The sequence below is a fragment of the uncultured Polaribacter sp. genome (assembly GCF_947503875.1).
Taxonomy (GTDB): Bacteria; Bacteroidota; Bacteroidia; order Flavobacteriales; family Flavobacteriaceae; genus Polaribacter.
The window spans coordinates 124463-139130 of the sequence record NZ_CANNFH010000008.1 but is presented as its reverse complement, the minus strand read 5'-3'; the positions used below and the strand labels follow the sequence as shown (position 1 = coordinate 139130).

The 14668-nt window shown below is 32.7% G+C and carries 9 protein-coding genes; 3 read left to right on the top strand and 6 right to left on the bottom strand.

All coding sequences use genetic code 11. From position 1 onward, the window contains the following. Positions 1–845: 845 nt before the first annotated feature. The 5 genes from Q0684_RS12990 to Q0684_RS12970 form a co-directional block, all read right to left on the bottom strand. Complete coding sequence (locus tag Q0684_RS12990; RefSeq protein ID WP_299017606.1) at positions 846–2309, bottom strand: glutamate synthase subunit beta; 1464 nt, start codon at positions 2307–2309, stop codon at positions 846–848. Positions 2310–2313: 4 nt separating this feature from the next. After that, positions 2314–6825, bottom strand: coding sequence for a glutamate synthase large subunit (gene gltB, locus Q0684_RS12985; protein WP_299017604.1), 4512 nt, complete (start codon positions 6823–6825; stop codon positions 2314–2316). A 215-nt stretch (positions 6826–7040) separates the two neighbouring features. Beyond that, positions 7041–8267, bottom strand: coding sequence for an ammonium transporter (gene amt / locus Q0684_RS12980; RefSeq protein WP_299017602.1), 1227 nt, complete (start codon positions 8265–8267; stop codon positions 7041–7043). Between the two features lie 9 nt (positions 8268–8276). Beyond that, on the bottom strand, positions 8277–8627 hold the full coding sequence (locus Q0684_RS12975) for a P-II family nitrogen regulator (protein ID WP_299017599.1): 351 nt from the start codon (positions 8625–8627) through the stop codon (positions 8277–8279). 68 nt (positions 8628–8695) lie between these two features. Continuing rightward, positions 8696–9673, bottom strand: coding sequence for an outer membrane beta-barrel protein (locus tag Q0684_RS12970; protein WP_299017596.1), 978 nt, complete (start codon positions 9671–9673; stop codon positions 8696–8698). 277 nt (positions 9674–9950) lie between these two features. On the opposite strand from Q0684_RS12970, the gene Q0684_RS12965 reads away from it, so the two are divergent. After that, on the top strand, positions 9951–10739 hold the full coding sequence (locus Q0684_RS12965) for a tRNA pseudouridine(38-40) synthase TruA (protein ID WP_299017593.1): 789 nt from the start codon (positions 9951–9953) through the stop codon (positions 10737–10739). A 223-nt stretch (positions 10740–10962) separates the two neighbouring features. Here Q0684_RS12965 and Q0684_RS12960 read toward each other — a convergent pair whose 3' ends face one another. Further along, complete coding sequence (locus Q0684_RS12960) at positions 10963–12105, bottom strand: acyl-CoA dehydrogenase (RefSeq protein ID WP_299017591.1); 1143 nt, start codon at positions 12103–12105, stop codon at positions 10963–10965. Positions 12106–12200: 95 nt separating this feature from the next. Here Q0684_RS12960 and Q0684_RS12955 point away from each other — a divergent pair, with 95 nt between their 5' ends. Together Q0684_RS12955 and Q0684_RS12950 are read left to right on the top strand one after the other, a co-directional pair. After that, on the top strand, positions 12201–13259 hold the full coding sequence (locus Q0684_RS12955; protein WP_299017589.1) for an anhydro-N-acetylmuramic acid kinase: 1059 nt from the start codon (positions 12201–12203) through the stop codon (positions 13257–13259). A gap of 169 nt (positions 13260–13428) precedes the next feature. Continuing rightward, entirely contained in the window at positions 13429–14661 is a 1233-nt protein-coding gene (locus Q0684_RS12950; protein ID WP_299017587.1) for a Glu/Leu/Phe/Val dehydrogenase dimerization domain-containing protein, read from the top strand. Positions 14662–14668 lie beyond the last annotated feature (7 nt).

Genomic DNA, 14668 nt, shown 5'->3' with positions numbered 1-14668 from the left:
TTTATGTGGGAGAGTAGGTCGCCGCCTTTCTTAAACTAAAGTCTCAATTCTTATGAATTGAGACTTTTTTTTTACACCAAAGCTAAATAAAAATTACAAAAAGGTAGAAATTTTACAATACTATAAATTTGTTAATCAAATTAATTGAAAGTACTTATAATCTCGTAAGTGCATTTAATTTCGTATCTCATATTACTTATAACGTCAAATGGATACATTGATATGAATATTGTTAAATTTAGGTAGAGTTGATTATTCTAAAATTATTTTAATGCCCATTTGTATATATAAATATGAATACAGTTAAAGTTTACTTGAAATTTATTAATTATAATTTAGATGTTTCATTAGGGTAGGTTATTTGTGAATCTTTCTTAAGATTCATTTATGTTAATTAGGTAAATAGAATTTTGAATAATAATTATTTCTAGGTATGTGCGGATTACGTTTTCTTAAATGATTAGAGTCATCCCTTTGATTTTACAATTTGCTCATATTTTGTCTTTATTTGAGCACTTTTAAAATTGTATTTCTGTCCCGTTCACTCGTATAATAATGTGTGGTCTTATTTTTTTATACAATTTGCTTATTTTTAAAGGTTTTATGGTTAGGTAATTATATTTTACTAAATGTGTAGGCTTTGTTATTTTATGGGGTTTAAGGCCTTCTGTTCCTAGTCTTATGGTGAGATTTATATACTTCACATAAATAATGGTAAGGATTATCCATTAATAGAAGTTATCACATTGTTAACAAAAAAAACTCATCAACATAAAAGGAGATGAGTTTTTGTTTTGTCTTCACTTTTTTTGAAGTGAAACTTATAAAAGTATATTACTATTATTTTACATAGCTACTAAGTCACCAGTAACATCTTTAGAAGGTAATTCAGATTTACCCATTAAGAATAAATCTACTTGTCTTGCTGCTTCTCTTCCTTCAGAAATCGCCCATACAATTAGAGATTGTCCTCTACGCATATCTCCTGCTGTAAAAATGTTATTTACATTCGTTTGATATTTTCCGTATTCTGCCTTGTAATTAGAGCGCGCATCTGTCTTAATTCCTAATTTGTCCGCCAAAGTACTTTCTGGACCCGTAAAACCTAGAGCTAATAAAGCTAAATCACATGGCCAAGTTTTTTCTGTACCAGGAACTTCAATTAGTTCTGGTCTTTGACCAGGAACCATTTTCCACTCCACATTAACCGTTTTAAGTGCTATTAACTTGTTATTTTCGTCCTTAACAAATTCTTTGGTATTGATTAACCAATTACGATCTGCACCCTCTTTGTGAGAAGATGAAGTTTTTAACTTCAATGGCCAAAAAGGCCAAGGCGTAGTTGGCGAACGTTCTCCCGGAGGTTTTGGCATGATTTCAAAATTTACCACAGAAGTTGCTCCATGTCTATTTGACGTACCAATACAATCAGATCCTGTATCACCACCACCAATTACAATTACATTTTTGTCTGTAGCCATAATTTGGTCTTTTACTTCTTTACCAAAAAGTGCTTTGGTTTGTTGTGTTAAGAAATCCATAGCTTGTACTACACCATCAGCATCTATGCCTGGAGTTGGAAGGCTACGTCTTTCTGTTGCACCACCACATAAAACTATAGAATCGAATGCTTTTAAGTCTGCAACATCATAATTAACGCCAACATTTACATTGGTCTTAAATACAATACCTTCTGCTTCTAATATAGCTACACGTCTGTCTATAATTCCTTTTTCCATTTTAAAATTAGGAATACCGTATCTTAATAAACCTCCAACCTCGTCATCTCTTTCAAAAACAGTTACTAAGTGACCAGCTCTATTTAATTGTTGTGCAGCAGCTAAACCAGCAGGACCAGAACCAATTACGGCTACTGATTTTCCTGTTCTTTCCTTAGGTTGTTGTGGTTTAATCCATCCTTCTTTAAATGCACGTTCTACTATGTTTTTTTCTATATTTTCAATAGAAACTGGGTCTTCAATAATACCCAAAACACAGGCTTGCTCACAAGGTGCAGGGCACAAACGTCCTGTAAATTCTGGAAAATTATTCGTAGAATGTAAAATCCACGATGCTTTTTGCCATTCACCTTGGTGTACCATGTGGTTAAAATCTGGAATAAGGTTTCCTAATGGACAACCACTATGACAGAATGGAATACCACAGTCCATACATCTAGACCCTTGTTTTTTTATTGCTTTTTCAGAAAGAGGAACTGTAAATTCCTTATAATTCTTTACACGATCTTTGACAGAAGTGTACGTTTCATCTTGTCTTTCAAATTCTTTAAATCCTGTTACTTTTCCCATGACATTATGCTGTTGTTAATTCTTCTACCATTGGTTCTTCTGTTTCTAAACGCTCTAAGGCCCTTTTGTATTCTGTTGGCATAACTTTTACAAAGTTTTGTAAGCTATTGTCCCAATCTGCTAATAAATCTGTACCTTTTTTACTATCTGTGTATAATACGTGTTTTTCTATAGTTGTTTTTAAATCTAGGGCATCTAAATTAGAGATTTCTTCGAATTCTATAGTTTCTGTATTACAAAGACCGTTCACAAATTTATTTTCTGGATCGTATACGTAAGCAATTCCACCACTCATACCTGCAGCAAAATTACGTCCTGTTTTTCCTAAAACAATAACTTTACCACCAGTCATGTATTCACAACAGTGATCTCCAACACCTTCTACAACTGCAGTTGCACCAGAGTTTCTTACTGCAAAACGTTCACCTGCAATACCATTTATAAAAGCTTGACCGTTAACGGCACCAAACATACAAACGTTACCAACTATGATATTGTTTTCCGCTAAAAAGTCTGCACTTTTTGGTTTTTTAACAATTAATTTTGCTCCAGATAACCCTTTACCTAAATAATCGTTTGTGTTTCCTTCTAATATAAATGTTAATCCGTATGCACCAAATGCTCCAAAACTTTGTCCTGCAGAACCTGTGAAATTAATATTTAACGTATCTTCTGGTAAACCTAAATGACCGTATATTTTTGAAATCTCATTACTTACAATTGCGCCTACAGTTCTGTCTGTATTTTTGATTGGGTAATTTAAAGTCATTTTTTCTTTTCTATATAAAGCTCTATGCGAATCTTTAAGAATAGTAAAGTCTAATACTTCTTCTATATTATGGTCTTGTTTTTCTGTATTTCTTACTGGCATTTTACTGTAGGCAGCAGGTCTATGTAGAATACTACTTAAATCTAAACCTTTTGCTTTGTAATGTTTGATAGCTTTATTCGCATTAATTTTATGCGTTTGTCCAACCATTTCTGCCAAAGTTCTAAACCCTAATTGTGCCATTATTTTTCTTAACTCTTCTGCAATGTAGTAGAAGAAATTAATTACGTGTTCTGGCGTACCTTTAAAGTTTTTACGTAACTCTTTATCTTGAGTTGCTATACCTACAGGACATGTATTTAAATGACATTTACGCATCATAATACAACCAGAGGCTACTAAAGGAGCCGTTGCAAAACCAAATTCTTCTGCACCTAATAATGCAGCAATAGCAACATCTCTACCTGTTTTTAATTGTCCATCACACTCTACAACAATTCTACTCCTTAAGTTATTAAGAACAAGTGTTTGTTGTGCTTCAGATAAACCAAGTTCCCAAGGTAAACCTGCATGTTTTAAAGAGGTTAGGGGAGAAGCTCCTGTACCACCATCATAACCAGATATTAATACTACATCTGCTTTTGCTTTGGCAACACCTGCTGCAATTGTTCCTACACCAACTTCAGATACTAACTTTACATTAATTCTAGCTTCACGATTTGCATTTTTTAAATCGTAGATTAATTGTGCTAAATCTTCAATTGAATAAATATCGTGGTGAGGAGGAGGAGAAATTAAACCTACAAAAGGCGTTGAATTTCTTGCATCTGCAATCCAAGGTAAAACTTTATAGCCAGGTAATTGTCCACCTTCACCAGGTTTAGCACCTTGAGCCATTTTAATTTGTATTTCTCTTGCATTGGTTAAATAATGAGACGTTACTCCAAATCTACCAGATGCTACTTGCTTAATAGCAGAGTTTCTACTATCTCCATTAATATCTTTCTGAAAACGTTTTCTATCTTCACCACCTTCACCAGAATTAGATTTACCTCCAATTCTGTTCATGGCAATAGCTAAATTTTCATGCGCTTCTCTAGAAATAGATCCATAAGACATTGCGCCCGTTTTAAAACGTTTTACAATTTCTGTCCATGGCTCTACTTCCTCTAAAGGAATTGGGTCTAAATTATCAAACTGAAATAAACCACGAATGGTCATTAAGTTCTCTGACTGTTCGTTTATTGTTTTCGCATAGACATCATAACTTGCCTGATCACTTAAACGAACTGCTTGCTGTAATTTAGAAACGGTAGTTGGGTTGAATAAATGACGTTCTCCATTTCTTCTCCATCTATAATCTCCACCAATATTTAAACCTAAGTTTTTATCGATTTGGTTATCTGGATATGCCTGTTTATATCTGTTAGAAATTTCTTTTTCAATTTCGTATAAACCAATACCTTCTATTCTAGAGGCAGTATATGGGAAATATTTTTCTACGAATTGAGAATTGAAACCAACGATTTCGAAAATTTGAGAACCTCTATAAGAATGTAAAGTAGAGATTCCTATTTTATTCATTACTTTTAATAAGCCTTTACCAATAGCTTTGTTGAAATTGTCTACAGCTTGTTGCTCATCCATATCAACAATAAAACCTTCTTTTACTTGAGCTCTAATAATTTCATTAACCATATATGGGTTTATCGCGCTTGCGCCATAACCAAATAAGGTAGCAAAATGATGTGGTTCTCTCGGTTCTGCTGATTCAATAATAATATCGAAGTAAGAACGTTTTCTTAGTCTATTTAATTGATGATTTACAAAAGAACAAGCTAATAAAGCAGGTATTGGAGCAAATTCTTGGTTTACACCTCTATCTGATAAAATAATAATGTTACTTTTATTTTCTATAGCTTTTTCTACTTGTAATATAATATTATCTAAAGCATCTTCTAGACCATTTAAACCTTGTGCTTTTGGGTATAAAATTTGTATGGTTTCAGACTTAAAACTTTCGATATCAATACTTCTAATTTTTTCTAAATCGGCATTAGAAATAACAGGGTTTTGAATTCTTAGCTTTCTACATTGTCTATCAGTAATGCTAAAAATATTTCTATCTTTTCCTAAATTTAAACTAATATCCGTTACAATTTCTTCACGAATACCATCTAAAGGCGGATTAGTAACTTGTGCAAATAATTGTTTAAAGTAATTAGAAATTAACTGAGGTCTATCAGACAAAACTGCTAGAGGAGTATCAATACCCATAGAGCCTAAAGCTTCTTTACCAACTTGAGCCATTGGTGTAATTACTTCTTGAATATCTTCGAAAGTATAATTAAAAAGACGCTGACGTGTTTTTATATCTATCGTTTCAATAGGGCAAGTTTCGTTAGTATAAGGTACATCTTTTAAATGCAAACGCGTTTTATCTAACCACTCTTGATAAGGTCTTTCTGAAACAATCTTATTTTTTATTTCTTCATCTTCAATAATCCTACCTTCATTCATGTCTACCAAGAACATTTTCCCTGGCTCTAGTCTACCGTGTTTTTTTACATCTTCTGGAGCAACTTCTACCACACCAATTTCTGAGGACATAATTAGCTTACCACTTTTTGTTACTGTATATCTAGATGGTCTTAAACCATTTCTGTCTAATAAAGCACCAATGTAATCTCCATCTGTAAAAGGTACAGAGGCTGGCCCATCCCAAGGTTCCATAATACAACCATTGTATTCGTAAAATGCCTTACGTTCTGGAGACATTGTAGCATGTTTTTCCCAAGCTTCAGGAATCATCATCATCATAATTTCCGGTAATGAACGACCTGTGTGCGTTAATAATTCTACAACCATATCCATAGATGCAGAATCTGATTTCCCTGGAAGTATAATTGGGAATAACTCTTCTATTTGCGGTCCAAAAACATCACTTTTCATGATTTCTTCTCTAACACGCATTCTACTTACATTACCACGTAAAGTGTTTATTTCTCCATTCTGACACATGTGTCTAAACGGTTGAGCTAGCTCCCAAGTAGGCATTGTGTTTGTAGAGAAACGTTGGTGTACAAGTGCTAAACGTGTAACCAAATCTATCTCTTGTAAATCTTTATAATAAGGACCAATATCTTCTGGCATAATAATACCTTTATAGATAATGGTTGTTATTGACAAACTTGAAACATAAAAATATTTACTTTCAGATATTTTAGAATTTTCTATTTTGTGTTCTGCTATTTTACGTGCAGCATATAATTTTGCTTTAAACGTAGGTTCATCTATAGCATTATCTTTAGCAATAAAAAGTTGTTCTATATTTGGTTCTGATGCCAAAGCGATTGCACCAAGCTGAGTTGAATCTACAGGAACTTCTCTCCATCCTAGAATAGAAAGACCTTGTTTTTTCACTTCGTCCTCAAAAGTAGTTTTACAAAAGTTGTATTGGTTAGATACTTTTGGAAGAAATACCATACCAACAGCATATTCTCTCTGGTTTGGCAGTTCAAAAGCACAAACTCTTGTAAAATATTCGTGCGGAATATCTATTAATAATCCTGCTCCATCTCCCGTTTTACCATCAGAACTAACACCACCCCTATGTTCTAGTTTTACTAGTATTTCTAAGGCATCGTGTATAATTTGATTTGTTTTTTCTCCATTTAAGTTACAGATAAATCCTGCACCGCAATTTTCATGTTCAAACTCTGGTAAGTATAGTCCTTGTTTCTCCATATTCTATTCAATTATATCCGCTAATTTAGAAGTTTTATTGTGAAAAAATTAACGATTGAAGAATTTTAATATAATTTTTATGATGAAAACAAAAAATTAATAGAAAAAATTTAGTTATAATAATTAAAGCTTTTTAAATTATGAAAATGATAATAAACAGAGAAACCTGCAAATTTTTTAAATTTGCAGGTAAAATAAATACTATTTTTTTGATTTTAGTCCTCGTTTAAACGAAAGTCTGAATAAGCGTCCATACCATGTTCGTGGGCATCCAAACCTTCTAGCTCTTCTTTTTCGCTAACTCTAATTCCTACAGTTTTCTTTAATGTAAAGATGATTAAAAATGAAGAAACGATACAGAAAGCTGCGTAACAACCTACGCCTGTTAATTGAATTAGGAATGTATGTTCTGGATTTGTAGAGAAAATACCTACAGCTAAAGTACCCCAAATACCACAAATTAAGTGCACTGCAATTGCACCTACTGGATCGTCTAATTTAATAGCATCTACAAAAGCAACAGCAAATACAATTAATACACCTGCAATTGCACCAATAATAATAGCGCTTTCCGGTGTCATAACATCTGCACCAGCAGTAATACCTACTAAACCACCTAAGATTCCGTTAAGAAACATAGTTAAATCTAGATTTTTGTATTTTATAAAAGATACCAAAGCAGCAACAACACCACCTGCAGCAGCAGCTAAACATGTAGTAACTAAGGTTAAAGAAGTTAATTCTGGATCTGCAGATAAAACTGAACCACCATTAAAACCAAACCAACCTAACCAAAGTATTAAAACACCAGCAGTTGCTAAAGGAATATTGTGACCAGGAATTGCCTGAGGCTTACCATCTTTAAATTTACCAATTCTAGCACCTAATAACCAAACTGCTACTAAAGCAGCCCAACCACCTACGGAGTGTACTAAAGTAGATCCTGCAAAATCATAGAATCCCATTTGGTCTAAGAAACCACCACCCCATTTCCAAGAACCTGCAATTGGGTAGATTAAACCAACATAGATTACTGTAAAAATCATAAAAGGTCCAATTTTCATACGTTCTGCTACTGCACCAGATACAATAGTTGCTGCAGTTGCGGCAAACATTCCTTGAAACAAGAAATCTGTCCACCAAGTGTAACCACCATCTGCATATTCTGGAGTCATTCCGTTTTCTGGAGCTGCAATACCAAAGCCAGCAAAGTCAAAGAAACCTGCAGAACCTTCTGCAAAACCAGGGTACATTAAGTTAAAACCACCAATGTAGTATAAAAGTAAACCAACTGTAATAATAAAGATATTCTTAAAAAGAATGTTAATTGTATTTTTTTGTCTAGTTAAACCAATTTCTAAAAATGCAAAACCTGTATGCATAAAGAAAACTAGTGCTGTACAGATCATCATCCATACATTGTTTGTTGTAAGTAATTCCATGTCTTTTTATTATTTAGATATTTTCTTTAAAGTACTTCCTCCTTTTTCTCCTGTTCTTATTCGGTATGCTTCAGTAATGTCTGATACAAATATTTTACCGTCTCCAACTTCTCCTGTTGAAGCGGCTTTAAGTAAAGCATCTATAGTAACTTGTTCAAAGTCGTCATTTACTACAATAGCTAAATGTCTTCTTTGAATATCACTAGTACTGTAACTAACACCTCTGTAAACGTGTGCTTCTTTTTCGTTACCTAAACCTGTTACATCCCAATAAGAGAAGAAGTTTACGTCCACCGCGTGTAAAGCTTCTTTTACAGCGCTAAACTTAGATTTTCTGATTATTGCTTCTATTTTTTTCATTGTGTATATAGTTTTAAAAGTTAGAAACCTACAAATTTTCATTTGTAGGTTTTATTTCATTTTATTGATTAGAACGAGTATACTGCTGCTAATGTAGCTCCAGAAACGTTATCTCTTCCAAAGAAAGTAACATCGTTAGAAGTGTCATATCTAAATTCTCCTATTAAATTTAAACTAGAAGTTAAAGATTTGTTCGCTGTAAATGTGTAAGCAGATTGGTTTGAGTCTCCACTACCAGAAGTTGTTGTAAAGAATTCTGGTCTTAAACCTAGAGAAAAACCTTCTGACAAAGTTTTTTGTAAATACAAAGCAATACCTTGGTAACCTGCATCTGCATCATCTGAGTTTGCATAAGCAGCATTTATACCTAAGTAAAAAGAATCAGATAAATCAAAACCACCTGTATAATCTAAGTATAATACATCTGTATCGCCAAAGCCATCAGCTCCATAAGCTAAGTTAAAGTACTGACCTTTGTAACCTGCTTGAAAACCTAATTGGTAATCGTCTGTAGGGTTAGCACCTGCTGTAACACCATGTGGATTTGTTAATGCAAACATTAAAGATAAATCTTCTGATACAGCATAATCTAATTTAATACCTGTATGAGAAAAAGGACCTGCATTAAATAAGTAAGATACAGAATAGTTAAAGTTACCTGCTGGCGAAATAACTTCATAACCATACCAAGTATTAAACTGTCCTAAAGTTAAAGTTACCTTTTCTGATGCATTGTAATATGCGTACAATTGGTTTATTGCACCAACGTAAGCATTTGCTGCATTGGCTCTTGGCCCGTAAGCTAAATCTGCAACAACACCCGCTTTTCCTTTTTCATATGAAAAAATTGTGTTTGCCATACCTAACCCAAAACCATTTGCTGGTACGTCTGTTAAAACACCAACAGAGCCTAAAGAGTTTTTAGATAGATTACTACTGTAATATAAGTCTACAGTACCGCTTAAAGTAAATGTACCTTTTTCTTCATCTTGCGCATTAATTACTAAGCTAGAAACGAATAGTAATGATAAAAATAATTTTTTCATAATAAGAGTCTTTTAATTTTTGTTTGTTAATTATTTGTTAATGAACTCGGGTCAAAAATAAAACTTAATTTTAAACTGACAAGGGTTGTGAATTTAAATATGCTTTTTTTTGATAGGCACCCCTCAAAAAAAAGGGGGTTATATTAAGATAAGTGTATTTTAAGATTTATAAAAGGTATAAAATGTAGACTTCGTAAAAAAGTGAGGTAAAATTTTGAGATATTCATAAAAATGAAGGTTATGAGAAAAAATATGTAATTATTGTATTTTTGAGCTTATGAAATACCAATTTTCTTACCTGATTTCTTTACAATTCTTAGGTTTTCGGTTTTCTGGCTGGCAAAAACAGAAAAATGCGAAAACTTTGCATGAAATGGTAGACAAATCTTTGTCTTATGTTTTTGAAAATGCTGATTTTAAGACGGTTGGTGTTGGTAGAACAGATGCTAAGGTTTCTGCTCACTTTTATTATGTGCAGTTGTTTACAGCTAAGAAAATTGAAGAAATCGACTTTTTAATGGCTTTAAACGCCAATTTGTCTCCAGATTTTAGGGCAACCAACGTGCAGCAAGTTGCTGTTAACTTTAATATTATTAATGCTGCTAAAATTAAAGAATATCATTATTATTTTTCTTTTGGTGATAAAAACCATCCTTTTGCGGCGCCTTTTTTAGTGAATATCGCAGAAAATTTAGATTTGGAATTGATGCAAGCTGGCGCAAAATTGTTTGAAGGAGAACATTATTTTCATAAGTATTGTACCAAACCATCTGAAAATGCAATTTTTAAGAGAACCATTGATTCTTGTGAGATTGTGAGGAATACTATTTTAACGGCTAATTTTTTTCCAGAACACTCTTATATATTAAAGGTAAGAGGTAAAGGCTTTTTAAGATATCAAATAAGATTAATGATGGCTACTTTATTTGAATTAGGAAAGGGGAATTTAACGCTAGACTTTATAAAGGCTTCTTTAAAGGAGGATAATGATCGAAAGTATTTGAGAAATAATGCACCTTCTTCTGGTTTGCAATTGTTTGCTATAGAGTTAAAGGAAACTATTTAATTTTTTTTATTTGATGACAGAATTGCTTTAAAAAACACAGTTCTTTGATTTTGCTATTGGTTTTTAAATACGCCCGCGCAAAGGATTGAAGTATTTGTTTGAGCTCTCACGCTTTTTAGCGTGAAGCGAGTACTGAAAGCCTGACCTGAAAGGTTGCGCCCAAGAAATAAAAAATCCACCTTAAAGAAGATGGATTTTTATACCTTATATATAGGTTTGGTTTTTAGCCTTTAATTACACCACGAGAAATAACTATTTTTTGAATCTCTGAGGTGCCTTCGTAAATTTGAGTAATTTTTGCATCTCGCATTAAACGCTCTACATGGTATTCTTTTACAAAACCATTGCCACCATGTATTTGTACAGCTTCTACAGTTTGTTCCATAGCAACTTTACTTGCATAAAGTTTGGCCATTGCAGAAGACATATCGTAATTATTGCCTTGGTCTTTATCCCAGGCAGATTTCATAACCAACATTCTGGCAGCTTCTATTTCTGTATACATGTCTGCTAATTTAAAAGCAATTGCTTGGTGGTTGCAAATTTCTGTACCAAAAGCTTTACGCTCTTTACTATATTTTAAAGCCAATTCATAAGCACCAGATGCAATGCCTAAGGCTTGTGCAGCAATACCAATTCTACCACCAGAAAGTGTTTTCATGGCAAATTTAAAACCAAAACCGTCTTCGCCAATTCTATTTTCTTTAGGTACTTTTACATCGTTAAACTGCAAAGTGTGTGTGTCTGAACCGCGAATTCCTAGTTTGTCTTCTTTGGGGCCAATGTGAAAGCCAGGTGTATCTTTTTCTACAATAAAAGCATTAATGCCCTTGTGTCCTTTTTCTCTATCGGTCTGTGCAATTACCAAATACACATCTGAGCGTCCGCCATTTGTAATCCAATTTTTTGTGCCATTAATTATGTAATGATCTCCTTTGTCTTCTGCAGTGGTTGCTTGAGAGGTAGCGTCTGATCCTGCTTCTGGTTCAGATAAACAGAATGCACCAATTTGTGCTCCTGTGGCTAGTTTTGTTAGATATTTTTGCTTTTGTGTTTCAGAACCATAGGTTTCTAGGCCATAACAAACTAGTGAGTTGTTTACAGAAACCATAACAGAGGCAGAGGCGTCTATTTTAGATAATTCTTCCATTACTAAAACGTAAGAAATGGTGTCCATGCCACTTCCTCCATATTTTGGGTCTACCATAATGCCCATAAAACCCAAATCGCCCATTTTTTTTACCAATTCTTGGGGAAATTCTTGTTTATTATCTCTTTCTATAACACCAGGTAGTAATTCTGTTTGCGCAAAATCTCTTGCAGCATCTCGAATCATGATGTGTTCTTCTGTTAATGTAAAATTCATTTATTTATGTGTTTTTTATCAAATTCGTAATTTTATCTCTCAAAGATATTAATTTCGTAACATATTATCATTATACAATTGTTAATTTTGTCTATATGAACACAAAAACAGTTTTTGCAATTGGTGTAATGTCTGGTACTTCTTTAGACGGAATAGATTTGGTATATGTACATTTTGAAAAAGACAGTTATGCTAAATTTACCATAATTTGTGCCAAAACTATACCTTATAATAAGGAGTGGAAAAACCGATTGCAAAATGCCATTGATTTTTCTGCTGAAGAATTAGAGGAGTTAGATGTTTCTTATGGAAAACACCTCGCATTGATTATTAATAAGTTTATTGAAAATAATCAAATAGAAAAAATAGATTTTATAGCTTCTCATGGCCATACTATTTTACATGAACCTGAAAACGGAATTACATTACAAATTGGGAATGGTAAAGAAATTGCAAAAATTACAAAGCAAAAAGTAGTTTGCGATTTTAGAACGCAAGATGTGAAATTAGGTGGGCAAGGAGCGCCTTTGGTGCCTATTGGTGATGAGTTGTTGTTTTCTAATTATCAATTTTGTTTGAATTTAGGTGGCTTTTCTAATATTTCTTATCATAAAAATAAGCTAAGAATAGCTTTTGATATTTGTCCTGTAAATATTGTACTTAATTATTATGTAAATAAGTTGGGTTTTGCTTTTGATGATTCAGGTAAAATTGCATCAGAAGGAAAAATAAACGATACGTTATTAAAAAAGTTAAATGCTTTGCCATTTTATAAAAAAGAACCACCAAAATCTTTGGGTTTGGAGTGGGTACAAAAAGAAATTTTTCCTCTAATAGATAGTTTAGAAACAGATGTTGCAATTATTTTACGAACTTTTGCAGAGCATATTGCCATTCAGATTGCTAAAATTATAAAAGGTTCAAATTCTATTTTAGTAACTGGTGGAGGTGTTTTTAATACATTTTTAATGGAAAGAATTGAATATCATTCAAATATTACAGTAACATTAACTACAAAAGAAATTATTGATTTTAAGGAAGCTTTAATATTTGCTTTTTTAGGATTGTTAAAGATTGATAATCAGGTAAATTGTTTAAAATCTGTAACAGGTGCAACTAAAGATCATTCGTCTGGAGTTATTTTTTATCCATAGTTTTTAATTTAATTATTTGGCTACTCATTTTTTTAATTTAAATTTGTTAGCAATAATTTTAATTCATGCCCATATTATGAGACAGCTTTAGCTTTTTTTTTGGAAGATTTTTATAAAAAAAAAGAGTGCAAAAGAAATTTACAAAAGTTAAACGTCATAACAATATATAATGAAAGAATTATTAAAAAAATACGAAGAAAAACAACCGGAAATTGTTTTTCATTGGAAAGATAAAGAGACAGAAGCAGAAGGCTGGGTGGTAATAAACTCTTTAAGAGGAGGTGCTGCTGGTGGAGGAACCAGAATGCGTAAAGGTTTAGATAAAAATGAAGTTTTATCTCTAGCTAAAACCATGGAAGTGAAGTTTACTGTTTCTGGACCAGCAATTGGTGGTGCAAAATCTGGAATTAATTTTGATCCCAATGATTCAAGAAAAAGGCAGGTTTTAGAGCGTTGGTACAAAGCAGTAACACCATTATTAAAACATTATTACGGCACAGGAGGAGATTTAAATGTAGATGCAGATAAAGATGTAATTCCTATTACAGAAGATTGTGGAGTTTGGCACCCGCAAGAAGGTATTTTTAATGGTCATTTTAAGCCCACAGAAGCCGATAAAATTAATAGAATAGGACAATTGCGTTTAGGTGTAATTAAGGTCATTGAAAATAAATATTTGTCGCCAGATATTACAAGAAAATATACCATAGCAGACATGTTAACAGGTTATGGGGTTTCTGAAGCTGTAAAGCATTATTATGCTATTTATGGTGGTAATATAGTTGGTAAAAGAGCAATTGTACAAGGTTTTGGTAATGTTGGTAGTGCAGCTGCTTATTATTTAACACAATTAGGAGCCAAAGTTGTTGGAATTATAGATAGAGATGGAGGTTTAATAAATAACGAAGGTTTTTCTATGGAACAAATTACTGAGTTATTTTTAACCAAAAATGGCAATAAGTTGGTTTCTAAAAATATGATTCCTTTTGACGAAATAAATCAGAAAATATGGAGCTTGCCTGCAGAAATATTTATTCCTGCAGCAGCATCAAGACTAGTTTCTAAAGACCAAGTACAGCAAATGATAGATGCTGGGTTAGAGGTGATTTCACCAGGAGCAAACGTGCCATTTGCAGATAAAGAAATTTTCTTTGGTCCTATTATGGAGTATACAGATAATCATTTAAGTTTGTTGCCAGATTTTATCTCCAATTGTGGTATTGCAAGAGTTTTTGCATATTTAATGGAAGCTAGAGTAAAATTGCCAATGCAAGACAAAGCCATTTTTGATGACACTTCTAACGTCATCAAAAAAGCTTTACAAAAGACGTTTAAAAAGAGCGCATCAAAAACAAAAATATGTTCAACAGCGTTTGAAATCGCTTTAAAACAATTGATATAAATTAAAT

What these genes read in the sequence shown, in the direction of transcription:
- amt (WP_299017602.1), bottom strand. Translation starts at nt 8,267, where the DNA reads ATGGAATTACTTACAACAAACAATGTATGGATGATGATCTGTACAGCA.
- Q0684_RS12965 (WP_299017593.1), top strand. Translation starts at nt 9,951, where the DNA reads ATGAAATACCAATTTTCTTACCTGATTTCTTTACAATTCTTAGGTTTT.
- Q0684_RS12970 (WP_299017596.1), bottom strand. Translation starts at nt 9,673, where the DNA reads ATGAAAAAATTATTTTTATCATTACTATTCGTTTCTAGCTTAGTAATT.
- gltB (WP_299017604.1), bottom strand. Translation starts at nt 6,825, where the DNA reads ATGGAGAAACAAGGACTATACTTACCAGAGTTTGAACATGAAAATTGC.
- Q0684_RS12950 (WP_299017587.1), top strand. Translation starts at nt 13,429, where the DNA reads ATGAAAGAATTATTAAAAAAATACGAAGAAAAACAACCGGAAATTGTT.
- Q0684_RS12990 (WP_299017606.1), bottom strand. Translation starts at nt 2,309, where the DNA reads ATGGGAAAAGTAACAGGATTTAAAGAATTTGAAAGACAAGATGAAACG.
- Q0684_RS12975 (WP_299017599.1), bottom strand. Translation starts at nt 8,627, where the DNA reads ATGAAAAAAATAGAAGCAATAATCAGAAAATCTAAGTTTAGCGCTGTA.
- Q0684_RS12955 (WP_299017589.1), top strand. Translation starts at nt 12,201, where the DNA reads ATGAACACAAAAACAGTTTTTGCAATTGGTGTAATGTCTGGTACTTCT.
- Q0684_RS12960 (WP_299017591.1), bottom strand. Translation starts at nt 12,105, where the DNA reads ATGAATTTTACATTAACAGAAGAACACATCATGATTCGAGATGCTGCA.